The organism is Ruegeria sp. CDSC052, from assembly GCF_059610685.1.
Genome location: NZ_JBXWOB010000019.1, coordinates 1 through 26,017, shown reverse-complemented (window position 1 = coordinate 26,017; position 26,017 = coordinate 1). Strand labels below are relative to the sequence as shown.

Sequence of the window (26,017 nt, the reverse complement as noted above, 5' to 3'; positions counted from 1 at the left end):
CCAACCCGCCAGCAAATGCTTGGCATGTCCCCGTGATATGTACAAGCGCGTGTGCTATGATGTTTTCAGCGGACATCGAACAAATTTGGGCTATCTGAAGGTCTATTCATATTGTCGAGGAACCAATGAAAGATGCACAGGCCGCATTTTATGACAGCCTTCCGCTGTTGCGGGACTTTAACAATCTGACCGATCCTGAACGCTTTACCGCGGTGCCGACGGAATGGGTTCTTGGTGTCGCAGATGTCGTGGATTCCACTGGTCAGATAGAGCGGGGACGATACAAGGCCGTGAACATGGTTGGGGCCGCGGTGATCTCGGCCATGATCAATGCGCTGCGCGGGCAAGAATTTCCCTATGTCTTTGGGGGTGATGGTGCCGGGTTCGCCGTACCGGCAAGCGCGGCAGAGGCAGCACGTAGCGTTCTGGCCGATTTGCGGCGCTGGGCGGAAGAAGAGTTCGAGATCGCACTGCGCGGGGCCGTCGTGCCCGTCGCCGAAATCCGGCAGGCGGGCAAGGATCTTCGGGTTGCGCGTTACGCGCCATCCGAGGGGGTGGATTATGCGATGTTCTCGGGCGGTGGTCTGGCCTGGGCCGAGGCCGAGATGAAAGCAGGCCGGTTTGAGGTTCCGTACGCAGCCCCCGGTGCGCTGCCGGATTTGACCGGGCTGTCCTGCCGCTGGTCCAACAGCAAGGCGCAGAATGGTCAGATTGTCTCGGTGGTGGTGCAGCCAACTGCCCGCGCTACCGAGACCGATTTCGCCGACCTGTCACGGGCTGTTCTAGTGGCCGCTGAAGGATTGGACCGGTCCGGCCACCCGATGCCGGAAAGCGGCCCTCCGATCCGCTGGCCGCCGCCTGGTTTGGCGCTGGACGCCCATGTGTCCCGTGCGGGTCGCAATCTTTTGCTGCAGAAAATCAAGCTGTTGGCGCAGAATTTGATGATCGGGCTGCTGTTCAAATCTGGCAAGCGATTGGGGAATTTTGAGCCGGAACACTATAAGCGCACGGTCAGTCGCAATGCGGATTTCCGCAAATTCGATGACGGGCTGAAAATGACGCTGGATTGTGACCCGGCCACCCTGAACCAGATTCAGACCGTTCTTGAACAGGCCCGGAAACAGGGCAGGATCCGATACGGGCTGCACGCGCAGGATGAGGCGATGATGACCTGCTTTGTCCCCTCGGCCACCCGTGACGATCACGTCCATTTCGTCGATGGTGCCTCGGGCGGGTATGCTCAGGCGGCCTCGGCGATGCGGGCTTAGGCCTTCCACCTTGCGGCCAGGGCACGCGCCGCCTGTGTCAGCAGCATCACGTCGATCCCCACCGCCTGGAACTGGGCGCCCATGTCCTTATAGGCCTGCGATGCCTCATCCGTGACACCAAGAATGCCCGGGGCTTTGCCTGCTGCAACGATGCGCTTCATCGCGTCGGCGATCACCGCCTGGACCTCGGGCGCGGCGCTGTTTCCCTGAAATCCCATGTCAGTGGACAGGTCAGACGGACCGATAAACACGCCATCCACGCCTTCTACCTGTGCAATGGCATCCAATGCGGCGATACCGGCGCGGTTTTCCACCTGTAACAGCAGACATATCTGATCGTCTGCGGTCTGAATGTAGTCCTGAACCGTTCCATATTGCGTTGCGCGTGAGGCCATCGCGCCGACGCCTCGCACACCTTGGGGCGGATAGTGGCAGGCACGTACCAGATCGCGCGCCTGTTCAGCACTTTCCACAATCGGTACCAGGATTGTCTGAGCACCTGCGTCCAGCACCATCTTGATCAATGCGGTGTCGCCCACCGGGATTCGCACGACGGGATGTGTCGGACTGGCGGCCAGCGCGATCAGCTGATCCCGGATGGACCGGATATCATTCGGCGCGTGCTCACCGTCGATCACCAGCCAGTCGAATCCGGCAGTGCCCATGATCTCGGCTGTTACCGCCTCAGCAAAGCTGGACCAACACCCAATCAGATGGTCGCCGTTTTTCAGGGCTTGTTTGAACGTGTTGACGGATGCGGACATGTGGAACCTCTAGTTTAGCGAGCGGGCGATTTCAGTGATCACGTCAAATGCCATTTGGACGTCTGCATGCGTGGTTTCAAACTGACCGGCCTGAAAGCGGATCACCAAGTCGCCATCAACGCGGGTTTGAGTCAAGTAAATGCGGCCATCATCATTGATCGCATTGACCAGCCGTAGGTTCAGATCGTCCAGATCGGTTGATCCAGGGGGGGCATAGCGGAATGTCCACAATGACCACATAGGGTTAGTGGTGATTTCGAAATCGGATTCAGCTTTCAGCCGGTCATGCAGAGCCACTGACCATGTTATATGATTGCGCAACCTTTCACGTAGCCCTTCCAGACCATAGGCGCGGATGACGAACCACAGTTTCAGGGCTCGGAACCTGCGGCCCAGCGGTACCGACCATTCAGAATAATTTATGATCCCGTCCTTGCCGTGGGTCTTCAGGAATTCCGGGCTGATCGCGAGTGTCCGTACCAGATCATCGGGGTCCTTCAGAAAATGGGCGCAGCAATCGAACTGAACACCCAGCCATTTATGCGGGTTGAACACGATGCTGTCGGCTTGCTCGACTCCCTCCCAGTAATGGCGGTATTCGGGGCATATCATGGCCGAGCCAGCCCAAGCTGCATCGACATGCGAATATAGCCCGTATTTTTGCGCAATCTTCAGACATTCCTCTACCGGATCGGCCGCGCCGGTTCCGGTGCCGCCGACGCAGAGGATCACGCCGGTTGGTTGATAACCAGAGTCTAAATCGGCTTGGATTGCTGTTTCCAGCGCCTGTGGGTCCATCCCGCGCCAGTCGCCTTGTATGGGCACCCGCACCAGATTTTCCTGCCCGATCCCCGCAACCCATATGGCACGATCAACCGAGGTATGGACCTCGGCCGAGCAATATACGCGCAGCGGTTTCTGTCCGAACAACCCTTGTTGGTTGCCCTGCCAATTCAGCGCCTTTTCCCGCATGGTCAGCACAGCGGCCAGGGTCGCGGACGAGGCGGAATCCTGAATGACACCTGCAAAGCCCGTGGGCAGATCCAGGGCCTGCCGCAACCAATCCATCATCCGCGTCTCCATCTCGGTCGCGGCGGGGGATGTCTGCCACAACATGCATTGCGGAGCGATGGCGCTGGTTAGAAACTCGGCCAGAACCGACGGGGCCGAGGCGTTTGCATTAAAATAGGCAAAAAAGCGAGGATGTTGCCAATGGGTAATCCCAGGCATCACGATCTGTTCGAAATCGTGAAAGATTTCCTCCATCGCCTGGGAGCGCTCGGGAGGGCGCGCGGGTAAGGCGTTAAGAATATCACCGGGTTCCGTTCTGGCCCGAACCGGATTGTCGCCGACAGTCAGATGGTAATCCTGTGCCCACTCAGCAATCTTGGCGCCCCAATCCGAGAATTCATCCCAGTTCATTTTATCTTCCAATCTTCTCTGAACACCGCTTTCGATCCTGTGCCAGTGATGAATATCCGGGTTGAAACGTCAACGCCCTTTGCAGGAATCCAGTGGTCTGAGATTTTTCTGAACATGTTTCCGCAGAGAGAAATGGAATAATTTAGGCTCTAATAAGCGATAAATGCCTGGAATTCCAAACACGGAAAGGTCAGTTGAAGAATGAACCGAATTCGGCCAGAATTTAACATGGCTCATGAAATTCCATTGACGTCCCGGTCTTTGCCTATTGCGCTGCTGCGCGCGAGGGAACGGGTTATGGGGCCTATCCGTAGAATGCTTGTAGAGGCGGGCGTAACCGAGCAGCAATGGCGGGTTCTGCGGGTGCTGGAAGAGGAAGGCCCGCAAGAGCCCACCCATATTGCTGACCGTGCCTGTCTGCTTTTGCCCAGCCTGACCCGCATTCTGCAAAAGCTTGAGGCCAAGGGCCTTGTCGTGCGGAAAAGCCATCCGGTCGACAAGCGCAGGCAGATAGTTGAGATCACGGTCAAAGGGGCAGGGATTATCCGGGATAACATCGACTATACGTTGCTTTTGGCTGAAGAAATCCGCAACACGCTGGGACCAGAGCGGCATGAGGCGTTGCTGGATCTTCTCAACGATCTGCACCAGTTGAAATTACAATCAGATTCTCGGGACTAACAGTGTGTGGGCCCCGCCAGAGGGCCTTTGTGACCTCTCTGGCGGAGTGGCCAGGCCCGAGTGGACCATGTGCCTGGCCTACAGCCGGATACGAGGGGTGTTCAAACGATCCGGCAACGTTTCAGAGAACATCAGACCCCGAAAATCGGGGTTTCTCAGGCGCAAACTTACCCAGGGGGATGGGTGTTTGGCCGTGGTCCTCTGAATACTCGCACCCGGATTTCAGCGATTTCTGCCGTCCACGCGGGTGTCTTCGCAAGAAGGCGGAGGATTGGTGGTCCGCCGCCTTTGTGAGTGGTGACGTCTCAGTGCTGAACGCTTTCTATTAGCAACAAGCTAGCGCGATACAGCGGTTTTCCAAGGTTTGACGGCTAAAATCTGAATGAGCTGTCGCAGTGTTTTCAGTCGCATGTTGAAAGTAAGCCCAGCGCCATAAGTAGCCATGTCTGCGAATTTTGAAACACGCGCAGGCTTACCGGTTCGATTTGGGCAAGCCTGTGCCGAATCATCACCGAATTGTCGGCAAAAACCGGCGTGCGGGTTTCCAAGGATTGCGACTTGCTCTGGTTTATGCCCTTTAATATCCACTTTAACTAACCTGTGTTATGGCGGCATGATGATGGGTAGCCTGTTCTCTATTCCTGATCCGATCGCTTTGCCGGTTACCGGCGAGGACGACACATACCCGGTTGGGCGAATCTTTTGTGTGGGCAGGAACTATGCCGCACATGCGGCTGAAATGGGACATGAGGTCGACCGTGAGGCCCCTTTCTATTTCACCAAGGCCGCTGCAAACGCGGTCCTGTCTGGGGTGACGACGGCTTATCCTCCGGGGACCGAAAATTTCCACCATGAGATGGAGCTGGCTGTTGCAATCGGAAAGCCGGTTTTTCAGGCTGATACTTCTCAGGTGCAGGAAGCGGTGTTTGGCTTTGGCTGCGCCCTGGACATGACCCGACGTGATCTGCAAATTCGCGAGCGCAACAAACAGCGCCCTTGGGATCTTGGAAAAGATTTCGAGAATGCAGCCGTATTTGCCCCTCTGACCCGCGTGAGCGATTGGCAACCCGACCCGCAAAAACGCATCATTTTGCGCGTTAATGGCGAAACCCGGCAGGACGCAACCTTGGATGAGCTGATCTGGTCGATTGACGAGATCATAAGTCACATGTCCGGCTATTATCATCTGCGACCAGGGGATTTGATCCTGACCGGAACGCCGGCCGGTGTAGGGCCGGTTCATCCCGGAGATTCACTCGAGGGTGAGATTGACGGGTTGCAGCCGGTCAAATTGATTATATCAGACCCTAAATAGGGTCTTTTTGCCAATTCTCGGCAAATTCTATGTCATCCAACCCGGCAAAGCGACGAACCCGGTCCAGTTCGGCCTGTAGGCGGCGCGTGCGGGCATCTGACCACCGTACTGTACGTTCTGGCCACAGGGCGCTGACCCGCAGCACCGACTGATCGCGATGGGCCTTCATGTCGATCCGGCCAATCAGCCGGTCGCCTTCGAGAAGCGGGAAAACATAATAGCCATAGGTGCGTTTAGGGGCAGGAACAAAAATCTCGATCCGGTAGTGAAACCCAAACAGCCGCTGCGCGCGATCACGGTCCCGCAGCATGGGGTCAAACGGGCTCAGCACTCTGATCCGACCCGGCGCTGGGGGGATCTGCGCGGCTTGTTCAGCAACATCCGGGCGTGCAAACAGTTTCCTGACCTGACCATTGGCACATTCGATCTCGATCTCTTCGACATGGCCCTCGGTCAAGGCGGTTTTGCACCAGCTTCGGGCTTCTGCGGTGCTGACCGTATCCCAAAACGCCGCCAATTCGCCCGAGGTCGCAAACCCCAGCCGGTCAAGTGCCGCATGGCACAGCCAATCCACGGTATGTTCGGCGTCACACGGCATGTTGCCGGGGCAAAGATGCGTCTCGATCACCCGCTCGGTCAGGTCATAGCGTTTCTGGAACCCTTGCCTGCCGATCACGGTCAGCGCGCCCGAGCGCCACAGGAACTCCAGCGCGGTTTTCGACGGGTGCCAATCCCACCATCCGCCGGAGCCTTTCTTTTCGTCTTTTCCCACATCCGACGAGGAAACTGGCCCATGATCGCGTATATGCTGCAATACGGTTTCAAATTGCTGCTCGAACCCATCGCGACGCCAGTTTTTCCAGCGCGATTTCAGCAGGTCAGCGTCGCGCTGAAACCGCAAGTGCCAATGGGGGTAGAACTCCATCGGAATGACTGCGGCATCATGGGTCCAGTGTTCGAACAGCCCACGGTCACGTTCATACACATGCTTGAGGTTTTTGGCGCGATACGCGGGCCTGCGCGAAAACAGGATCATGTCATGGGCGCGGGCGACCGTGTTGATACTGTCCAGCTGAACAAATCCCAGACGCCTGATCAATTCAAGCAGGTCAGGCCCTTTCGCAGCCCCGGACGGCTGTTCTGCCATCGCGTGCCGGTCCATGAACAGGGCGCGGGCCGCCCGATTGTTCAGCCTTTGCATCGCCATGGGTCAGCGGCGTTTCAGCGTATCGCCATAACTGATCTTGGGGGTCAGAGTTATGCGGTTTTCGACCTCGGAAGTGGGATCGGAAAGCTGAACGGCGATTATCTCGGCTGCCTTGCGCCCAATCTCGTGTCGACATGCATCCATTGTGGCCAGCTTGCGCGGCAGACCCTGTAACAGTTCGACATTGTTGAACCCTGCCAAACCGATCTGGCCTGGAATGTCTATCCCCTGGTCCAACAGATACAGCAACCCGCCAGCACCAATCATGTCGTTGGAATAATACAGGAAATCCAGATCCGGTGAGCGTTCCAACATGGCTTGAGTCATCTCGCGGCCTTTGGCCAAGGCCGAGCCCCCGGAATAAAACTCGCGGTCTTCGATCTCGATCCCATGCTTGCCCAGCACTTCGGTAAAGCCTTCGAACCGTTTCCGAGCGCGGTGATCCAGGGGCATTTTGGTGCCCATAAAGCCGATATGTTCATAGCCCGCTTTCAGGATCGCCTGTGCCATCTCACGTCCAGCGCGGCGATGGGAAATCCCGACCATCGCGTCCACCGGCTTACCATCGGTGTCCATGATCTCGACCACCGGAATCCCCGCCGAATCCAGCATGGCGCGTGCGGCATCGGTATGTTCCAATCCGGCGATGATCACGCCCGAAGGCCGCCACGAGAGCATCTCGTACAGGACTTTTTCCTCTTTTTCGGGCAAATAATCGGTGACGCCGACCACTGGCTGTAGCTCGGTATCCTCAAGAATCTGATTGATGCCGGTCAGCACCTCGGGGAACACCATGTTCGACAGCGACGGGATGATCACTGCCACAAGGTTCACCCGGCTTGAGGCAAGTGCACCAGCGATTTTGTTCGGCACGTATCCCAGCTCTTTTGCTGCGGCCAGAACGCGTGTGCGGGTCGCATCCGACACGTCACCCCGATTGCGCAGAACCCGGCTGACCGTCATCTCAGACACTCCGGACGCTTCAGAAACATCACGAAGGGTGAGTGGGCGTTTGTTTTCTGTGGTCACGGGGTGCACCTGCGTTGTTGTTTTGTCCGATGGTAGCGTGAACAGGACGCATTTTACAACTGCCCTTCAAAGCCGATGACAACCCGAAAAAACCACGCTACAGAGAGTTTTGCGCGGCCCCGTGGCTCAACTGGATAGAGCAGCCCCCTCCTAAGGGGCAGGTTGCAGGTTCGAATCCTGCCGGGGTCGCCAAGATATCTAATGAAATCATTTATTTTCCATACTTTAGACAATTCACTCGCTTCGAAAGGTGACACATGACTAAAAATTGGTTCGGATGAGCCAATCAAAATATCCATCGCCGAGAATGAATTTCTTTTTGGGGCGAGTGCGGCAAAACAAATTACTGGTCCGAAAGTCGACCGGATATTGTCCGTTCTTGTTCTGTGACGGGGCCAGCCTCGCGAATTTGTGGCATTCGCCAGCTTAGGCCACCGGTCCTGTTGCGCACCCAGCTAATGAGCGCGGCGCTAGATTTATTCTTCGCTGATCTCAGATTGCATAACACCAGGCTGACCACGGCCGGCCTCCCAAAGCCTTACAAAAAACTGGCTTCAATAGGGGGGTAAAAGAAAAAGGGCCCCCAAGCGGCGGCCCTTGATCGTTTTGCAGTGAAAGCTGGATCAGCCGTTCACGCTGTCCTTCAGCGCCTTCGCAATGGTCATTTTGACCACTTTGTCGGCTTCTTTCTTGAACTGCTCGCCGGTGGCAGGGTTACGCACCATGCGCTCGGGGCGCTCGCGACAGTAGATTTTGCCGACACCAGGCAGGGTCACCGCGCCGCCCGCCGACACTTCGCGGGTGATAAGGCCGGTCATGGCCTCCAGCGCAGTGTTCGCAGCTTTCTTGTCGGTTCCCATTTCCTCAGCGAGAGCAGCAACCAGCTGAGTCTTTGTCATAGGCTTTGCCATTTCTTGGTCTCCTTAACGTGCCCGATAAATAGGGCCTCACCGCGTAACTGTAACGGGATATTGTAGGTGAACACAACGAATAGTAGCGTCGAAAACCCTAAAAATAGGGGGAATTCGTTGCTTTTTTGCTTCAGAGAAAGGCCGTTTCATCAAAGGAACGCAATTTCCGGCTGTGCAGGCGCTCTAGCGGCATGCCCCTCAGGTGCTCCATCGCACGAATTCCGATCGCGAGATGGCGGCTAACCTGTGTGGTATAGAAGGCAGAGGCCATGCCAGGAAGCTTTAATTCGCCGTGCAGCGGCTTGTCTGAAACACAGAGCAACGTGCCATAGGGAACACGGAACCGATAGCCGTTGGCGGCAATGGTCGCGCTTTCCATATCCAGCGCGATTGCCCGTGATTGGCTGAGCCGCTGTACCGGGCCGGACTGGTCGCGCAGTTCCCAGTTGCGGTTATCGACCGAAGCAACGGTGCCTGTGCGCATGACCCGTTTCAGCTCATAACCTTCCAGCTCGGTGACCTCGGCTACAGCCTGTTCCAGCGCAACCTGAACCTCGGCCAAAGGCGGAATCGGCACCCAGACCGGCAGGTCATCATCCAGAACCTTGTCTTCGCGCAGATAGGCATGGGCCAGAACAAAATCGCCCAATGCCTGTGTGTTGCGCAGCCCGGCGCAGTGGCCAACCATCAGCCAGGCATGCGGGCGTAGCACGGCGATATGATCGGTCGCGGTTTTGGCGTTCGACGGACCGACGCCGATATTGACCAGCGTGATACCCGATCCATCCGCCCGCTTTAGGTGATAGGTCGGCATCTGCGGCAGCTTCAGGGGTTGTTCCAGCACTTCGCCTTCGGTGGTGATCTCGACATTTCCGGTCGAGACAAAGCTGGTATAGCCACTGTCTGGTTCGGCCAGCTGCGCGCGTGCATAGTTTTCAAATTCCGAGACGTAGAACTGATAGTTGGTGAACAGCACATGGTTCTGGAAATGACTGGGATCAGTCGCAGTGTAATGCGCCAGCCGGGCCAGTGAATAGTCGACCCTTTGCGCAGTAAACAGAGACAGCGGGCCGTCTTCTTCCTCGTGGTCATGGACGCCATTGACGATGTCGTCATGGGTGGTTGTCAGGTCCGGTACGTCGAATACATCGCGCAGGGTAAATCCGGCGGCGCCCTGATGCGGAACGATCAGATCAGGATTGTTGGCCACGGCGAAATGAACCGGAATGGGTGTGTCCGAGGCCCCGATCGTGACCGGCTGGTCATGGTTTCTGATCAACAGGGCAATCTGTTGAGTCAAATAGGACCGGAACAGATCTGGCCGCGTTACAGTGGTCGAGTGGATGCCCGGTTCCGAGACGTGACCAAAACTTAGCCGGCTGTCGACCCGCGCATAGGAGGAGGTTTTGATGCGAATTTCCGGGTAATAGGCTCTGAAGCGTTCAGTTGGTGCTCCGTGCTCGATCACATTGGCAAAGTTCTCGCACAGGAAGCTGGTGGCTTGCTCGTACAGTTCTTCCAACCTTGCGACCGCGGCTGCGGGATCGGTGAAGTTCTCGGGCGCGGGGGCCTTAGGTGCTCGTATTATTGTCATGCAAGGGGTTCCAAAAGATCGATCTTTTCAAATTTGCGCACATCCACCAGCCCAACATCCGAGATCCGCAATTCAGGGATCACCACCAGAGCCAGCAATGAGTGCTGCATATAGGCGTTGTTCAGTTTACAGCCACAGGCCTGCATGGCCCGAACCATTTGTTCGGCCTTGGCGGCTACTTCGGCTGCCGGGCTATCAGACATCAGTCCAGCGATGGGCAGTTCCACCAGCGCCAGTTCCTCACCGTCTCGGAAAATGGTGATGCCACCGCCGATCTCGGCCAGCCGATTTGCGGCAAGGGCCATCTGTTCGCGGTCGGTCCCAACAACAATCATATGGTGACTGTCATGGGCAACGGTCGAAGCCATTGCCATGCGCCCCTGATATCCAAACCCCGAGACAAAGGCGTTTGTGACCCCGCCCGTTGCGCGGTGGCGTTCGACAAGCGCAATCTGGCAGACCTCACCCTCGGCTTCAACCAGGCCGCCAATGATGGGCAGTTCGGCCTTTAGCGCTTTGGTCGGGGCCTGGTTTTCGACCACACCAATCACATTGGCCTGAACGCGGTTCGCCCCCTTAGGGGCCCCGATCTGAAAATCCGCGCTGGTCAGGGCATGGCCCAGATGCACGGTGTTTCGAGCGGCTCCAGGCCAATTCAGATGCGGGCAGTCCACAGTGATCTTGCCGTCCTCAGCCACGATTTGGCCGCGCGCTATGACAAGCTCGATGGGCAGGTCCTTCAGGTCCGAGCTGAGGATGATATCCGCCCGGCGCCCGGGCGTGATCGAGCCGATATCGCGCTCCAACCCGAAATGCGTGGCTGTGTTGATGGTCGCCATCTGCAACGCGATCAACGGATCACAGCCGCAGGCAATCGCATGGCGCACCACGCGGTTCATATGCCCTTCATTGACCAGGGTACCAGAATGGCAATCATCCGTGCACAGGATGAAGTTGCGCGGATCCAGCCCTTTCTCGGTGATGGCGGTGATCTGAGTTTCCACGTCATACCAGGCCGATCCCAATCGCATCATCGACCGCATCCCTTGACGCACCCGCGCGATGGCATCGGCCTCGCAGGTGCCTTCGTGGTCGTCGGCAGGGCCGCCTGCGACATAAGCTGCGAAATCAGGCCCTAAATCAGGCGAAGCATAGTGCCCGCCAACGGTTTTCCCTGCCCGTTGGGTCGCGGCAATCTCGGCCAGCATCACGGGATCACCATTGATCACCCCAGGGAAATTCATCATCTCACCCAGCCCGATGATGCCCGGCCAGCTCATTGCTTCGGCCACGTCCTCGGCGGTGATCTCATAACCGGTGGTCTCAAGCCCCGGCGCCGATGGCGCGCAAGAGGGCATCTGGGTGAAAATGTTAACGGGCTGCATCAGCGCCTCGTCATGCATCATACGAACGCCGTCCAGCCCCAGCACGTTGGCTATTTCGTGCGGGTCAGTGAACATGCTTGTCGTGCCATGAGGGATAACGGCCCCCGCAAATTCGGCCGGGGTCAGCATTCCTGATTCGATATGCATATGCCCGTCGCACAGGCCGGGCAGCATATACCGCCCCTCTGCCTCGATGATCCGGGTGTTCGGGCCGACGCAGTGCGAAGCATCAGGGCCAACATAGGCGATACGTCCATCGACAATCGCGATGTCATGATCGGGCAGGGCTTCGCGGCTGTGCACGTTAACCCAGATCCCGCTACGGACAACAAGGTCAGCGGCTTGACGCCCTGCGGCGACAGCGATCAGACGGGGGGCGGTATCGGGCCAGCTTGGGAAAGGTGTGAATTCCATGACCCAACTTTCCCGAACGCACGGAAAGGTGCAACCCCTGCTCGGCAGTTATCATGATTCCGTCATGCAGCGCGTCAGCGCTGTTGTGCCTAGCCCCGTGAAGGTCCCGTAAGAGCCGCTATGTTAGGCAGGAGAGCCACAGCTTAGCCAGAGAACGTTTTCGCAATCTCGCGCCGGACCCATTCGGCAAAGGCAATCGCTCCAGGTGACTCTTCTGCCTGAGGCGACAGCAACAGGTAATAGGCCTCTGGCACAACTGCGCGATATTCGAATGGTGCAACCAATCGACCTTCATCAATCAAGTCGCGCGCGATTGTGTCATGTGTCAGGCACAAGCCACCCCCGGCCATCGCAACCGACAGGCTGACCAGATAGGTGGTGGAATATGTGATTGGAGGATTTTCCCAAATTAGACCCTGATCTTCGATCCAATTCTGCCAATTCGACAGCAGGTTTGAGCAGTCATACAAAGGGGTTCGCTGTAGTGTATCCAGCGACACCTCATAGCCCGGCGCGCAAACCGGATAATAATGATCGGATCGCAGCAGTTCGGTTCGCACCGTGTCCGAAGGTCTGAGCGAAAATCGAATTTCTACCGCAGCCCCCTCCGCCATTTCCCGGGGCTCCCACAACTCGGTGAATATGTTCAGCTGTACAGACGGGTGTTCGGCCTGAAACATTGGAAGGCGGGGGGCCAGCCAGTTGACCGCAAAAGTGATGTTGCATTGTACCTGCACCGCGTTCTGCTGGGCCCCGGTCACGGCCCGCGTTCCGCGCAGTAATGTGCGAAATGCCTCACGCACGACAGGGAGATAGCTGATCCCGGCCCCGGTCAGTTCAAGTGCGCGGGGACGGCGCAGGAAAAGCGGTTGGCCAAGATAGGCCTCAAGCGACTTGATTTGCTGGCTGACTGCACTTTGTGTCATGTTCAGGTCGCGCGCTGCAGCGGTAAAGGACAGGTGGCGGGCCGCGGCCTCGAAAGTCCGAAGCCAACCCAACGGGGGCAGCTGTTTTTGCATGGGCATAACCTGGCCATTAGTTCAGCTTATGAAATAGGCGCGATTTTTTCGTTGGTCAATTTTTTCTACTGCGGGCACGATTTTCCAATCAAGCAATCCGCTGACAGGAGACGGAAATGAGCGTTGCCAGCTTGCGCCCCAATATTGACCATTGGCCTGAGCGTGTGGATCTGGCGGCCACATTTCGATGGGCTGAACGTCTGAATATGCACGAAGGGGTTGCAAACCATTTTAGCTTGGCGGTGAATCAGGACGGCACGCAATTCTTGATGAACGCCAATCAGATGCATTTTGCACGAGTCAAAGCATCGAACCTGCTTTTTCTGGATGCCAAAGACGCTGATGTCATGACCCAACCCGGCGCACCGGACCCAACTGCCTGGGGCCTGCATGGTTCGATTCACCGGCACTGTCCTCATGCCCGCTGTGTAATGCATGTGCATTCCATCTTTGCCACGGTTCTGGCCTCGTTGGCCGACAGCACATTGCCGCCGATCGATCAGAACACCACTACGTTTTACAACCGTTATGTGGTCGATCACGAATTTGGTGGACTTGCTTTCGAAAGCGAGGGGGAACGTTGCGCAACCATGCTGGCAGACCCAAAAAAGAAAGTCATGATCATGGGTAATCATGGGGTTTTGATTTTGGGCAGTAACCCGGCAGATGCCTTTAATAGACTCTATTATTTCGAGCGCGCTGCCGAAACGTATATCCGTGCCTTACAGACCGGCCAACCCCTGCGCGTTTTGTCAGACGAGATTGCGGAAAAGACCGCGCAAGAGTTGGAAGATTATCCCGATCAGGCCGAGGCACATCTGCGTGAGATCAAAGCGCTGTTGGATGCTGAAGGCTCGGATTACGCAAGCTGACGAGATACCCGGATGACGGATTCTGATCAAAATCCCGAAGCAGCCCGCTGGCACTATCACCCTCAGGGGCCGGTGGCTTTGAACCCGTTGTTCAACTGGCCACCCCGCCCATCAGCGGTGTTGAGGTGGTATGGTGGCGCGTGGCTGCAAATTACTTCTCTGACGCTGTGCATGGGGCTTGCTGCAACGGTCTATGTGCTGTTTTTCCCGGGTTTAGAGACGATGAAGACCTTTCAGCCCGGCTGGATGTTCCGAATCTGGTTGCTGAACATGGTGCCTCAGATTCTGGTCGCGGGCGGGCTGCATTGGTGGCTGTACATGCGCAAAGGGCAGGGCATGTACAAGAAGTTCGACCGCCGGGATCTGACCCGGGACAACGGGACCTTCACTTTTCGCAATCAGGTCTGGGACAATATCTGGTGGACCCTGGGCAGCGCCATGAGTGTCGCCACGATTTACCAATGGGGGATCTATTGGGCGATGGCCAATGGCTATGTGCCCACGGTCACATGGTCCACCGCGCCGGTCTGGTTTGTGGTCTGGATGTTGCTCATCCCCATGTGGTCGGGGCTGCATTTCTATTGGGTGCATCGGCTGGAGCATCACCCGAAGCTCTATAAACATGTCCACGCCGTGCATCACCGCAACGTCAATATCGGGCCGTGGTCGGGGATATCAAATCACTGGTTTGAGAACCTGTTGTACTTCACCACCTATTTCATCCACCTGATCGTGCCGTCGCACCCGATACATTTGTTATTCCACGCCTATTTCCAGCAGGTCAGCCCGGTTCTGTCCCATTCCGGGTTCGAAAAGCTGAAAGCCGGGGAGACCGAGGCCGCCCGCGCAGGCGATTTTTTCCACCAGCTGCATCACCGGTATTTCGAGTGCAACTATGGCACCTCAGAGATCCCGTTCGACAAGTGGTTTGGCACCTATCATGACGGCTCGGCCGAGGCGACAACGCGCACGCGGGCTTATAAAAAGCAGATGTATACCTAGCCGACCCGTAAGGCACGGGGGGTGATCCCGAATTCGGCCCGGAAGGCGCGGGTCAAGGCGCTGGGATCGTCGTATCCGGCCCGCAGGGCGATCTCGCTGACAGTCAGGTCGGTTTCTGCCACCAGCTTCCGCGCCAAATTCAGGCGCAAGCGGCGATAGACCTGAGCCGGACCCGCACCCAGTTCGGCCTGCATTCGTGTCGACAATGCCTTGTGTGAGCGCCCGACCTGTCGGGCGATATCCGTAATGGGCAGCGGGGTTTCAAGATTTTCCTGCATCAATGCCAAGGCCTTGTTCACATACCCACTGGTTGCCCCGACCCCTCCGGAATGCGACCGAGCGGAATCGCGGGTCATGAACAACTGCGCGACTTCCAGTGCCAGTGCCTGCCCCTGGTCATGACCGATCAGATGCAACACAAGATCAAAAGCTGCCATGGCGCCGGAACAGGTAATGCGATTCCGGTCTAGGACATACCGCTCGCGCCGGGCGTCGATCTCGGGGAACCGCTCGGTAAAGCCGGTCAGCTCTTCCCAATGGATGGTGGCGCGATACCCGTCCAGCAGTCCGGCCAGCGCCAGCAGCCAGCTTCCGGTGTCCAGCCCAGCCAGAACGTCATAGCGATTTGCGGCGGATCGCAATCCGGTCAGCGTCGGCCAGCCGCCATGCGCGCGAAACCCATATGATGGCATCACCATCAATGTACCGCCGCGGGCAGATTGCAGTCTTGCGTGCGGCGTAACCTGCAACCCCGAGGATGATGTGACCGGCCCTTCTGTCAGCGACAGGAATTCCCAGTCATACAGCTTTCGTCCAGCCAGCGAATTGGCCGCGCGCAGGGGTTCGACGGTGTTGGCAAGGCAATGGTTTGAAAACCCATCAAAAAGCAGAACCCCGAATTGCTGCATCGCGGCAGGCGATTTTGTCCATCTTCGCATGGTTAACGTCTATTTCTGCACGATGAACTTTGCAACCCGGGCCACGATATCGCAAGCCCCAGATGTGGAGACCGCAGATGCAATATGGCCTGACCGACGAGCAAGAGATGATCGCCGCGACTGTTCGCAGTTTCGTCGAGAAAGAGATCTATCCACATGAAGAGCTGGTTGAACGTACCGGCGAAGTTCCGCAGGAAATAGCGGATGAGATCAAGCGCAAGACAATTGAATTGGGTTTCTATGCCTGCAATTTTCCCGAAAGCGTCGGATGTGCCGGGCTGAACCATCGGGAATTTGCACTGGTCGAGCGCGAACTGGGTCGGGGATCGATGGCCTTGAACCACTTCTTTGGCCGTCCGCAAAACATCCTGATGGCCTGCGAGGGCGAGCAAGTCGAACGCTATCTGATGCCCGCAGTTCGGGGCGAAAGGATGGATGCACTGGCGATGACCGAACCAGGTGCAGGTTCGGATGTGCGTGGTATGAAATGTGCCGCAGTTCGAGACGGCGGAGATTGGGTCGTCAACGGGACCAAACATTTCATCTCGGGCGCGGAGCATGCCGATTTCATCATCGTTTTCATCGCGACGGGTGAAGATCAGACGCCAAAAGGTCCAAAGAAACGGATCACAGCCTTTCTTGTGGATCGCGGCACGCCGGGATTCACCATCCGGGACGGGTATAAATCGGTCAGCCACCGGGGCTATAAGAACATGGTCCTGGATTTTGACGATTGTCGCCTGCCCGACAGTCAGGTGTTGGGCGAGGTCGATGGCGGGTTCGAGGTGATGAATACCTGGCTATATGCCACCCGCATCACCGTGGCGACCATGTCGGTCGGACGCGCACGTCGCGCCTTTGACTATGCGCTGGACTATGCAGCCACGCGTGAACAATTCGGTCAGAAAATCGGCAAGTTCCAGGGCGTGTCATTCCAGATCGCCGATATGATCACCGAAATCGATGCCGCTGATCTGTTGACGCTGGCAGCGGCCGACCGGCTGGACAAGGGGCTGCCTGCAAACCGCGAGATTGCCTCGGCCAAGCTCTATGCGTCCGAAATGCTGTCGCGCGTGACCGATGCCGCGATTCAGGTGCATGGCGGCATGGGGCTGATGGACGATTACCCGCTGGAACGGTTCTGGCGCGATGCGCGTGTCGAACGCATCTGGGACGGTACCAGCGAGATTCAGCGTCACATCATCAGTCGTGAGCTGTTGCGGGCACTTGGCGCATGACAACGGCGCTGGCACGGGCGTTGAACCCCAGCTCCATTGCCGTGATCGGTGGTGGGGCTTGGTGCGCGTCAGTCATTCAACAGGCGCGCAAGTTCGGGTTTCAGGGCGATATCTGGCCGGTCCATCCCAAAGCCGCCGAGGTCGCCGGAGAGAGGGTGTTTGCACGGCTCGAAGATCTGCCCTCGGCCCCGGATGTGGCCTTTGTGGGCATCAATCGTCATGCAACAATCGAGGCGGTTCAGGCGCTGGCAGCGATCGGGGCAGGGGGCGCGGTTTGTTTCGCGTCGGGGTTCACCGAGGCGCGAGCCGAGGATGATCTGGGCGCCGATCTGCAGGACCAGTTGATTGCAGCCGCCGGGGAAATGCCTGTTCTGGGTCCCAATTGCTATGGTTTCGTCAACGGGCTGGATCAGGTCGCAGTCTGGCCGGATCAGCATGGGATGCAACCGGTGGAACGAGGCGTAGCGATCCTGACGCAAAGTTCGAATATTGCAATCAACATGACCATGCAACGCCGGGCCCTGCCGCTGGCGTTCATGCTGACCTGCGGGAATCAGGCGCAGACACATCAGGCTGACGTTGCCTCAACACTTCTGGACGACGACCGGATCACCGCTATCGGTGTTCATATCGAAGGGTTTGGCGATCTGCGAAAATGGGAGGCTTTGGCCGACAAGGCACGCAGACGGGGCGTATCGGTCGTTGCTTTGAAAATGGGCCGCTCGTCCCATGCGCAGGCAGCGACGATTTCGCATACCGCGTCTTTGGCAGGTGGTGATGCGGGCGCGCAGGCGTTTCTGGACCGGTTGGGAATCGCACGGTTGGACGACATTCCCAGCTTTTTGGAATGTCTCAAGCTGTTGCATGTTACGGGGCGATTGCGCGGCAGCGGGTTGGGTACCATCAGCTGCTCGGGCGGCGAGGCCAGCCTAGCCGCAGATATGTCCGAGGGGCGCGATCTGCATTTCCCGCCATTGACCAAGGTGCAGCAAGCTGACCTGCGCGCAGCTTTGGGGCCCATGGTGGCGTTGGCGAACCCGCTGGACTACCACACCTATATATGGCGGGACACCAAGGCGATGACCCGCGCGTGGTCGGCGATGACCGGGCCGGAACAGGCCATTACCATTGCGATTGTCGACTATCCTCATACCGACGCATCGGATTGGGAATGTGCCACCCAAGCGGCGTTGAACTGCGCAGCCCAAACCGGGCGACCTTTTGCCGTTGCCGCGACCCTACCAGAACTTTTGCCAGAGGAAGTGGCGCAGCGCCTGCTGGACGGCGGTGTGGTGCCTTTTGCCGGTCTGCATGAAGCCTTGGCTGCGGTTGAGGCCGCCGCGCGGCCGGTTGCGGCACCGGCTGATCCGGTACTGTTGCCCTCGCAGGCTGAGGCAGACTATGTCTTGACCGAAGCAGAGGCCAAACGGGCGCTGGCAGATCATGGTCTGCGGATTCCTCAATCCTTAGTGACGCGTCCGGACAAGGCTGCGCATGCTGCATCGAATCTGACCGCGCCTTTCGCGGTCAAGGGCGTCGGGCTTGCGCATAAATCCGAACACGGTGCGGTGCGCCTTGGCGTCGGCTTGGACGATCTGAGCGCGGTTGCGACCGAGCTTGGAACCGACGAAGTTCTGATCGAAGAGATGGCCCAAGGCGGTGTTGCCGAGTTATTGATCGGCGTCACCCGTGATCCGGCCCATGGCTATGTTCTGACGCTAGGGGCTGGAGGCGTGCTGACCGAAATTCTGCGCGACAGTGTTTCAGTGCTGATCCCGTCATCCCGGGACGTGGTCCGTCAGGCGCTGGGCAAGCTGAACTGTGCGCCGTTGCTGGAGGGGTATCGCGGTAAACCGGCGGCGGATACCGAGGCGATCCTGAATGCAGCCGAGGCTGTGCAAGCCTATGTTATTGCCAATGCAGCCCATGTCAGCGAAGTTGAAATCAATCCACTCATCTGCAATCCTGATGGCGCTGTGGCCGTGGATGCTCTGATCCGAAAGGCACGTATATGAACCCGGTTAAAACCAAGCGCGATGGCGCGATTCTGCAGGTCACTCTGGACCGACCCAAGGCAAATGCCATTGATCTGGCCACCAGCCGGATCATGGGTGAAGTGTTCCGCGAATTCCGCGATGATCCAGAGTTGCGCGTGGCCATCCTGACCGGTGGTGGCGAAAAGTTCTTTTGCCCGGGGTGGGACCTGAAGGCCGCCGCGGACGGAGACGCCGTGGACGGAGATTATGGAGTCGGCGGTTTTGGCGGGCTGCAGGAATTGCGGGATATGAACAAGCCTGTCATCGCCGCGGTGAACGGGATTGCCTGTGGTGGCGGGCTGGAACTGGCGCTGAGTGCGGATATGATCATCGCTGCAGAGCATGCCAGCTTTGCCCTGCCCGAAATCCGGTCGGGCACCGTGGCCGATGCGGCCAGTGTAAAGCTGCCAAAACGCATCCCCTACCATATCGCGATGGAACTGCTGCTGACTGGCCGCTGGTTCGATCCGGTTGAGGCAAAAGGGTGGGGCCTGATCAACGAGATCGTCCCAGGTGATCAGCTTTTAGACCGGGCATGGGAACTGGCCCGTTTATTGGCCAGCGGCCCCCCGCTGGTTTACGCGGCGATCAAAGAGATCGTGCGCGACGCCGAAGATTCCAAGTTTCAGGATGCCATGAACCGGATCACCGGGCGGCAGTTGCCGACGGTGGACATTCTATATGGTTCTGAAGACAACCTCGAAGGCGCGCGCGCCTTTGCCGAGAAACGCGACCCGGTCTGGAAAGGGCGCTGAGCGGGTTCAGATCTTCTCGAACATTGCGATAAGGGCGGTATCGTCCCGGTTGGGCCCGGCAGCCAGGTCGCCGTAGATTCGAACTTCGGGCAGGGACAGGTTTTGTATCTGCCCATGGGCAAGCTGGTGCAGTGCGTCAGCAAATCCCAGAGATTCGTAGTGTTTCGCGTTAATCGACAGAGCGAATTGCGCGCCTGTCCGGGCCACGTTCAACAGCGCGGGCAGGGCCTCGGGGCCGAGATGGCCATGGGTAAATGTGCCCGAGGACACAATGCCCGAATAGCTGTCGCGCGGCACCGGGATGCCCTGGTTCAGGTCAGCCTCAATCGCGTCGCGGTAGATGTCTTTGCGCAGGGCCTGATCCAGCATCTCGGCGCTGATATCGGTGGCGTCGATCGGACCAACGCCCAACCCGGCCAGTACCGCACCGCAAAGCCCGGTGCCTGCACCGACATCCAAAACCGGACCCTGTCCCCCGGCGCTGACAAAGGCGCGGGCGGTGTGGATATGCAACTGATAGTCCTCGCGCGCCGCAAAACCGTCATCATAGTCGCCGGCCCATTCGGCATAAAGCCGTTTGTGGTCCTCGGGGCTGTCTAGCGCATAAGCTGCATGCAGGTCGGGCGATTTTGTACTCATGACTCATGAAAGGCGTATGTGGGGATTCGAATCAAGTATCCAGTGGCGGGTGCTTGCATCTTGGACCATTGGCGATCATCAAGAAGGATATGGTTAAGACACTCTTTTCATTCGGTCACGGATATTCGGCGCAGGCCCTGTCGCGGCATCTTGAACCGGCGGGTTGGCGCGTATTCGGAACTACGCGCGATCCGGCGCAATCGGGTGCGGTCCGCGCATCCGGTGCCGAACCGGTGATCTGGCCCGGTCAGACGGTTGATTTGGACGGGGTAACACATCTGTTGATTTCGACCGCGCCGAATGCGGGCGGAGATCCAGTGCTGGCGGCGCTTGGCGACAAAATCGCTGACCGCGCAGGTCAGTTCGATTGGGTCGGATACCTTTCCACAACCGCAGTCTATGGGGACCACAAAGGCGGTTGGGTGGACGAGGCGACCCTTCCTTCACCAATGGCCGAGCGCGGCAGGTGGCGCGTCCGGGCCGAGACACAATGGCAAGACATTCCGGGCCTGCCCGTCCACATCTTTCGCCTTGCCGGGATATATGGCCCCGGGCGCGGCCCATTTTCCAAACTTAAACGGGTGGGAATGCGCCGCATAATCAAACCGGGGCAGGTGTTCTCGCGCATCCATGTGGCGGACATCGCGCAGGTGCTTGCGGCGTCGATGGCATCGCCAAACCCAGGTGCGATTTACAATGTCTGTGACGATGAGCCGGTGCCGCCACAGGATGTCATCGCCTATGCGGCTGAGCTGCAAGGCCTGCCTCTGCCCGCTGCGGTTCCGTTCGACCAGGCCGATATGTCCCCGATGGCCCGAAGTTTCTATAATGAAAACAAGCGGGTCAGGAATGACCGGATCAAGGATGAACTGGGTATCCGGCTTTTGTATCCGGATTACCGCGCTGGACTGCAGGCCCTGATGAAGGACGGCTGAGCCCTTATCGGGCGGTGGCTTTGATCAGGTCCGCGGCTTTCTCGGCGATCATGATGGTTGGGGCGTTGGTGTTTCCCGAAACCAGAGTAGGCATGACCGATGCATCGACCACGCGCAGCCCCTCGATCCCGCGCACGCGCAGTTCGGGGTCAACCACGGCCATCGCATCCACACCCATTTTGCAGGTTCCGACCGGGTGATAGATCGTATCGGCGCGAGCGCGAATATGGTGCTCCCAATCCGCATCGGTCTGAGCGTCATCCATGCCGTACATCGCTTTGTGCCGGAATTTACTGAAGGCCGGCGCGTGCAGAATGTCTTTGGTCATACGCGCGCCCTTGATCAGCGTGTCCAGATCGCGGTCATCGGACAGGTAAGCCGGATCAATGGCCGGAGCGGCAAAAGGATCGGCGCTGTGCAGCCCGACCGTGCCACGGCTTTCGGGGCGCAATTTGCACACATGGCAGCCGAACCCATAGCCATAATGCAGCTTCCTTGCATGATCATCGGCCAAGGAAATGACGAAGTGCAGCTGGATGTCGGGGCGATCCAAATCCGGGGAGGTTTTCAGAAACGCGGCGCCCTCGGCAAATGGTGTGGCCGCCATCGACTTGCCGGTCTTACGCCAGCGCCAAATATGTCCTGCGAAATTCAGTGCGGCAGCGACACCGATGCCGAATGTGTTGGTGTCCCGGGTTTTATAGAGCAGCGTGAAATCCAGATGGTCCTGCAGGTTCTTGCCAACGCCCGGCAGGTCGTGCCGCACCTCGATCCCATGTTTGACCAGATCATCAGCGGCACCAATCCCGGATAGCTGCAACAACTGCGGAGTTTGAAGTGCACCGGCGCAAACCAGAACCTCGCGCCTGGCGGAGACAGTGATATCCGCACCTTTGGCCTTTTTCCTGTACACCACACCGGTGGCCCGCTTTCCTTCAAAGGTCAGCTCTTTGGCATGGGCGTCGGTAATGACCGTCAGGTTCGGGCGGTCCATGACCGGAAAGACATAGGCCGCCGCTGCCGAGCATCGCTCGCCATTCTTCGACGGGTCGTGAAACTGTGTGACCTGATACAGACCAACGCCCTCGTTATCGCCCCGGTTGAAGTCCTGGCTTCGGCGGTGCTGCATCTGTTCGGCAGCTTCAATAAAGGCACGCGTGATCGGGCGCGGCTCTTTCTGGTTTGACACGTGCAGAGGGCCGCTGTCGCCGTGATGGTCGTCGGCGCCATCTTCGTTATGTTCGGACATCTTGAAATAGGGAAGGACGCTGTCCCAGTCCCAACAGGCACAGCCCATTTCAGCCCAGCCATCATAGTCCTGACGCTGACCCCGGACGTACAACATTGCGTTAATCGCGCTGGACCCGCCCACCGTCTTGCCGCGCGGCTGATATCCTTTGCGGCCGTTCAGCCCCGGTTGGGCCACGGTTTCAAATGCCCAGTTGTTGATTTTCGGCCGCCCCGGCAGCGAGGCCACTGTTGCCGCGGGCAATCTGGTAAGCATGCCGTTGCCGCCGTTTCCGGCTTCAAGAAGGCAGACACGTATTCCAGGATCTTCGCTCAGGCGACCGGCAAGAACCGAACCGGCGGATCCTGCGCCGACAATTACATAATCAAATTGCATTCAGACTCCAAAAATTTTCGGAACCGGCAGTCAAATACGCCGGTCAATCTGTATTAGGCGCGGATCCGAACAAAAGAACCCGCGCTCATGTCGTTCATAAAGACAGTGGTCGCATACGGATGAAAAACAAGGGTTGTGGTCTATATGTGACCCAAGGTTATTCAGGGAATTGAAAATTGCTCCGATTGCACGGGATCCGGGGATGTTCTCTTCATAATTATTTCCTATGGTTTTCATCATTAAACAAAACTTTTATGCATGAATGCAATTTGCTATTTCTGACTAGGTCAGGACTTCAGGAATACCGATACCCTTGCCAGATGCTCAGCGTATTTGGATGGGGAAGACGTGTCTTGAATCTGTGTTCTTGATTACCACGAATTTCACTGCGCAAGATCGCCGGATATTAGCTAGGATTGGAGACCGATATGGACGGAAGTGATAACCCCAAAGCAGGCGGATGCCCTGTGATGCACGGCGCTGGAACCCGTTCCAACCGGGATTGGTGGCCGAACCAGCTAAACCTGTCGATCCTGCACCAGCACGGAGCGGCTTCGAACCCTCTGGGTTCGGATTTCGACTATGCCGAAGAGTTCAAAAAGCTGGATATGAAGGCGCTGAAAGAAGACCTATATGCGCTGATGACCGATTCACAGGAGTGGTGGCCGGCGGATTATGGCCATTACGGCGGTCTGTTCATTCGGATGGCCTGGCATAGTGCAGGCACCTACCGGACGGCAGATGGCCGTGGCGGGGCCTCGACCGGGAACCAGCGTTTTGCGCCGCTCAACAGTTGGCCGGACAACGGTAACCTCGACAAGGCGCGTCGTCTGCTGTGGCCGATCAAGCAAAAATACGGAAACCAGATTTCCTGGGCTGATCTGATGATCCTGGCAGGTAACTGCGCCATCGAATCCATGGGTGGCAAAACCTTTGGTTTTGCCGGCGGCCGTGCCGATATCTGGGCCCCCGAAGAAGACATCTATTGGGGAACCGAGACAGAATGGCTGGCCCCGACCGACAATCCGCAGAGCCGGTATTCCGGTGAGCGCGATCTGGAAAACCCTCTGGCCGCAGTGCAGATGGGCCTGATCTATGTAAACCCTGAAGGTCCGGACGGAGAGCCCAACGTTCTGGCTTCGGGTCGTGACATCCGCGACACCTTTGGCCGGATGGCAATGAATGACGAGGAAACCGTTGCTCTGGTTGCTGGTGGTCACACTTTCGGCAAGGCGCATGGCGCGGGCGATCCCGATCTGGTCGGCCCCGAACCCGAAGCCGCCCCGATCGAAGAGATGGGCTTTGGTTGGATCAACAAGTTTGGGTCCGGCAAGGGTGACGATACCACGACATCAGGGATCGAAGGCGCCTGGACCGCAAATCCGATCCAATGGGATAACGGCTATTTCGACCTGCTGTTCGGATATGACTGGAACCTGACCAAAAGCCCCTCGGGCGCGTGGATTTGGGAACCGGTGAATGTCAAAGAAGAAGACATGGCCCCGGCGGCGCATGACGCGTCGAAGAAGGTCAAAACCATGATGACCACCGCCGACATGGCGATGCGCATGGACCCGATCTATGGTCCGATCTCAAAGCGTTTTCACGAGAACCCGGAAGAATTCGCTGACGCTTTCGCCCGTGCATGGTTCAAACTGACCCACCGCGACATGGGCCCGCGTTCGAATTACATCGGCGAGGAATCTCCGGCCGAGGAACTGCTGTGGCAAGACAATGTCCCCGCCGTGGATCACGAGCTGATCGGTGACGCGGATGTGGCCGAGCTGAAGGCTAAGATCGCGGCCACTGGCCTCTCGGTGTCCGAGCTGGTTTCGACCGCATGGGCTTCGGCCTCGACCTTCCGCGGCTCGGACAAGCGCGGCGGTGCCAATGGCGCACGTATCCGTCTTGCTCCGCAGAAAGACTGGGACGCGAACGAACCGATGAAGCTGGCCAAGGCACTGACCGCGCTTGAGGGCGTTCAGGCGGCGTTCAACGGCGCACAATCCGGGGGCAAGAAAGTGTCTCTGGCCGACGTGATCGTTCTGGCCGGTAATGTGGGTGTCGAACAGGCTGCCAAGGCCGGCGGTCAGGAGGTTGAGGTTCCGTTCACACCTGGTCGCACCGATGCGACGCAAGATCAGACCGATGTGGACAGCTTTGCCGTGCTCGAACCCGAGGCCGACGGCTTCCGCAACTATCAGAAGACGGATTATTCGGTTTCACCCGAAGAGCTTCTGGTCGACAAAGCCCAGCTGCTGACTCTGTCGGCGCCGGAAATGACCGCATTGGTTGGCGGTTTGCGCGTGATCGGTGCCAATTTTGGTGACACCAAGCATGGTGTGTTGACTGACCGCGTCGGCACGCTCAGCACCGACTTCTTCATCAACCTGCTGGACATGGGCACCGAATGGAAGCCCGCGGGCAAAGGCGTCTATGAGGGTCGGGACCGCGCCAGCGGTGAGGTCAAGTGGACCGGTACCCGCGTCGATCTGGTCTTCGGCTCCAACTCGCAACTGCGGGCTCTGGTCGAGGTCTACGGTCAGGCAGGCGCAGAAGGCAAATTTGTCTGCGACTTCGTCTCGGCCTGGAACAAGGTCATGAATGCAGACAGGTTCGATCTGAAGTAAGCCTGTGACCTTCGCAGAATTTGCGCCGTCCGAGGAGACTCGGGCGGCGTTTCCTTGCCCCGGTTCCGGGCGCATACCCAGCAATGGGTACGATTCCGCCCAGGGGCTGTTCTTTCCGCTGTTCCATGCGGTCCGTTACCGACTCGGAAGAGAGAATTATTAAGCTAACATTTTGTTTTTATTAACATAGAGAAGTTTCTGTTAAGAAATGCAAAGTTTTTTCAGATTGGGGGTTGCAGGTCCCAGACCTAATCCGTAAATACCCCTTCACCGGCGCTGCTGAGGCGCTTGTGACACACTGGAGAGACGGTGGGACGGGCTGGAGAGACGGTCGGACGC

21 protein-coding genes and 1 tRNA gene are annotated in these 26,017 nt (G+C 57.9%); 11 read left to right on the top strand and 11 right to left on the bottom strand.

Annotation, left to right across the window (positions count from 1 at the left end; translation table 11 throughout):
* Positions 1-125 precede the first annotated feature (125 nt).
* On the top strand, positions 126-1,268 hold the full coding sequence (locus tag AC2FIM_RS19425) for a DUF3095 domain-containing protein (RefSeq protein ID WP_496702974.1): 1,143 nt from the start codon (positions 126-128) through the stop codon (positions 1,266-1,268).
* On the opposite strand, the gene AC2FIM_RS19420 is transcribed toward AC2FIM_RS19425, so the two are convergent.
* Positions 1,265-2,032 (bottom strand): aldolase/citrate lyase family protein, encoded by a 768-nt coding sequence (locus AC2FIM_RS19420; RefSeq protein WP_142637558.1) that lies wholly within the window; start codon positions 2,030-2,032, stop codon positions 1,265-1,267. The two genes, AC2FIM_RS19425 and AC2FIM_RS19420, sit on opposite strands and share 4 nt — an antisense overlap.
* A 9-nt stretch (positions 2,033-2,041) precedes the next feature.
* Positions 2,042-3,454: a pyridoxal phosphate-dependent decarboxylase family protein gene (locus AC2FIM_RS19415; protein WP_271952609.1), complete on the bottom strand. Its 1,413-nt coding sequence runs from the start codon at positions 3,452-3,454 to the stop codon at positions 2,042-2,044.
* Between the two features lie 228 nt (positions 3,455-3,682).
* Between AC2FIM_RS19415 and hpaR the strand changes: the two genes are divergently transcribed.
* A complete protein-coding gene (hpaR, locus tag AC2FIM_RS19410; RefSeq protein ID WP_142637561.1) occupies positions 3,683-4,135 on the top strand; it encodes a homoprotocatechuate degradation operon regulator HpaR in 453 nt (150 codons plus the stop codon).
* Between the two features lie 616 nt (positions 4,136-4,751).
* On the top strand, positions 4,752-5,450 hold the full coding sequence (locus AC2FIM_RS19405) for a fumarylacetoacetate hydrolase family protein (protein ID WP_496708350.1): 699 nt from the start codon (positions 4,752-4,754) through the stop codon (positions 5,448-5,450).
* Here the strand turns inward: AC2FIM_RS19405 and AC2FIM_RS19400 are convergent.
* Together AC2FIM_RS19400 and AC2FIM_RS19395 are read right to left on the bottom strand one after the other, a co-directional pair.
* On the bottom strand, positions 5,443-6,657 hold the full coding sequence (locus tag AC2FIM_RS19400) for a winged helix-turn-helix domain-containing protein (RefSeq protein ID WP_496679277.1): 1,215 nt from the start codon (positions 6,655-6,657) through the stop codon (positions 5,443-5,445). The two genes, AC2FIM_RS19405 and AC2FIM_RS19400, sit on opposite strands and share 8 nt — an antisense overlap.
* A gap of 3 nt (positions 6,658-6,660) precedes the next feature.
* Positions 6,661-7,686 (bottom strand): LacI family DNA-binding transcriptional regulator, encoded by a 1,026-nt coding sequence (locus tag AC2FIM_RS19395; protein ID WP_142637565.1) that lies wholly within the window; start codon positions 7,684-7,686, stop codon positions 6,661-6,663.
* A 115-nt stretch (positions 7,687-7,801) separates the two neighbouring features.
* Here AC2FIM_RS19395 and AC2FIM_RS19390 point away from each other — a divergent pair.
* Positions 7,802-7,878, top strand: a tRNA-Arg gene (locus tag AC2FIM_RS19390).
* A gap of 431 nt (positions 7,879-8,309) precedes the next feature.
* On the opposite strand, the gene AC2FIM_RS19385 is transcribed toward AC2FIM_RS19390, so the two are convergent.
* The 4 genes from AC2FIM_RS19385 to AC2FIM_RS19370 form a co-directional block, all read right to left on the bottom strand.
* On the bottom strand, positions 8,310-8,597 hold the full coding sequence (locus AC2FIM_RS19385) for an HU family DNA-binding protein (RefSeq protein WP_142637567.1): 288 nt from the start codon (positions 8,595-8,597) through the stop codon (positions 8,310-8,312).
* Between the two features lie 130 nt (positions 8,598-8,727).
* The gene (locus AC2FIM_RS19380; RefSeq protein ID WP_496708348.1) at positions 8,728-10,191 is read right to left on the bottom strand and encodes an AMP nucleosidase; all 1,464 of its coding nucleotides are present in this window, start codon (positions 10,189-10,191) and stop codon (positions 8,728-8,730) included.
* Positions 10,188-11,990, bottom strand: coding sequence for an adenine deaminase (gene ade, locus AC2FIM_RS19375; RefSeq protein WP_496679271.1), 1,803 nt, complete (start codon positions 11,988-11,990; stop codon positions 10,188-10,190). Before ade ends, AC2FIM_RS19380 begins: the two co-directional genes overlap by 4 nt.
* Positions 11,991-12,133: 143 nt before the next feature.
* Entirely contained in the window at positions 12,134-13,009 is an 876-nt protein-coding gene (locus AC2FIM_RS19370; protein ID WP_271952598.1) for a LysR family transcriptional regulator, read from the bottom strand.
* Between the two features lie 116 nt (positions 13,010-13,125).
* On the opposite strand from AC2FIM_RS19370, the gene AC2FIM_RS19365 reads away from it, so the two are divergent.
* The gene (locus tag AC2FIM_RS19365; RefSeq protein ID WP_142637575.1) at positions 13,126-13,881 is read left to right on the top strand and encodes a class II aldolase and adducin N-terminal domain-containing protein; all 756 of its coding nucleotides are present in this window, start codon (positions 13,126-13,128) and stop codon (positions 13,879-13,881) included.
* 12 nt (positions 13,882-13,893) lie between these two features.
* Positions 13,894-14,883 (top strand): sterol desaturase family protein, encoded by a 990-nt coding sequence (locus AC2FIM_RS19360; RefSeq protein ID WP_282022513.1) that lies wholly within the window; start codon positions 13,894-13,896, stop codon positions 14,881-14,883.
* On the opposite strand, the gene AC2FIM_RS19355 is transcribed toward AC2FIM_RS19360, so the two are convergent.
* Positions 14,880-15,821 carry a GlxA family transcriptional regulator gene (locus tag AC2FIM_RS19355; protein ID WP_496703623.1) on the bottom strand — a complete coding sequence of 314 codons (942 nt, stop codon included), beginning with the start codon at positions 15,819-15,821 and terminating at the stop codon, positions 14,880-14,882. The genes AC2FIM_RS19360 and AC2FIM_RS19355 overlap by 4 nt on opposite strands.
* A 77-nt stretch (positions 15,822-15,898) precedes the next feature.
* Here AC2FIM_RS19355 and AC2FIM_RS19350 point away from each other — a divergent pair, with 77 nt between their 5' ends.
* Genes AC2FIM_RS19350 through AC2FIM_RS19340 form a run of 3 tightly spaced genes read left to right on the top strand, consistent with a single transcriptional unit; the run spans position 15,899 to position 19,850 of the window.
* A complete protein-coding gene (locus AC2FIM_RS19350) occupies positions 15,899-17,059 on the top strand; it encodes an acyl-CoA dehydrogenase family protein (RefSeq protein ID WP_281973960.1) in 1,161 nt (386 codons plus the stop codon).
* Positions 17,056-19,074, top strand: coding sequence for an acetate--CoA ligase family protein (locus AC2FIM_RS19345; protein WP_496679260.1), 2,019 nt, complete (start codon positions 17,056-17,058; stop codon positions 19,072-19,074). The genes AC2FIM_RS19350 and AC2FIM_RS19345 overlap by 4 nt, the downstream gene beginning before the upstream one ends.
* Positions 19,071-19,850 (top strand): carnitinyl-CoA dehydratase, encoded by a 780-nt coding sequence (locus AC2FIM_RS19340; RefSeq protein WP_281973956.1) that lies wholly within the window; start codon positions 19,071-19,073, stop codon positions 19,848-19,850. Before AC2FIM_RS19345 ends, AC2FIM_RS19340 begins: the two co-directional genes overlap by 4 nt.
* A gap of 6 nt (positions 19,851-19,856) precedes the next feature.
* On the opposite strand, the gene AC2FIM_RS19335 is transcribed toward AC2FIM_RS19340, so the two are convergent.
* Positions 19,857-20,489, bottom strand: a complete 633-nt coding sequence (locus AC2FIM_RS19335; RefSeq protein WP_142637587.1) for a class I SAM-dependent DNA methyltransferase — start codon at positions 20,487-20,489, stop codon at positions 19,857-19,859.
* A gap of 89 nt (positions 20,490-20,578) precedes the next feature.
* Here AC2FIM_RS19335 and AC2FIM_RS19330 point away from each other — a divergent pair, with 89 nt between their 5' ends.
* Complete coding sequence (locus AC2FIM_RS19330) at positions 20,579-21,424, top strand: SDR family oxidoreductase (protein ID WP_142637589.1); 846 nt, start codon at positions 20,579-20,581, stop codon at positions 21,422-21,424.
* 4 nt (positions 21,425-21,428) lie between these two features.
* Here the strand turns inward: AC2FIM_RS19330 and AC2FIM_RS19325 are convergent, their stop codons facing one another.
* Complete coding sequence (locus AC2FIM_RS19325; RefSeq protein ID WP_496679257.1) at positions 21,429-23,048, bottom strand: GMC family oxidoreductase; 1,620 nt, start codon at positions 23,046-23,048, stop codon at positions 21,429-21,431.
* 428 nt (positions 23,049-23,476) lie between these two features.
* Between AC2FIM_RS19325 and katG the strand changes: the two genes are divergently transcribed.
* Complete coding sequence (gene katG / locus AC2FIM_RS19320; protein WP_496679254.1) at positions 23,477-25,678, top strand: catalase/peroxidase HPI; 2,202 nt, start codon at positions 23,477-23,479, stop codon at positions 25,676-25,678.
* Positions 25,679-26,017: the final 339 nt, after the last annotated feature.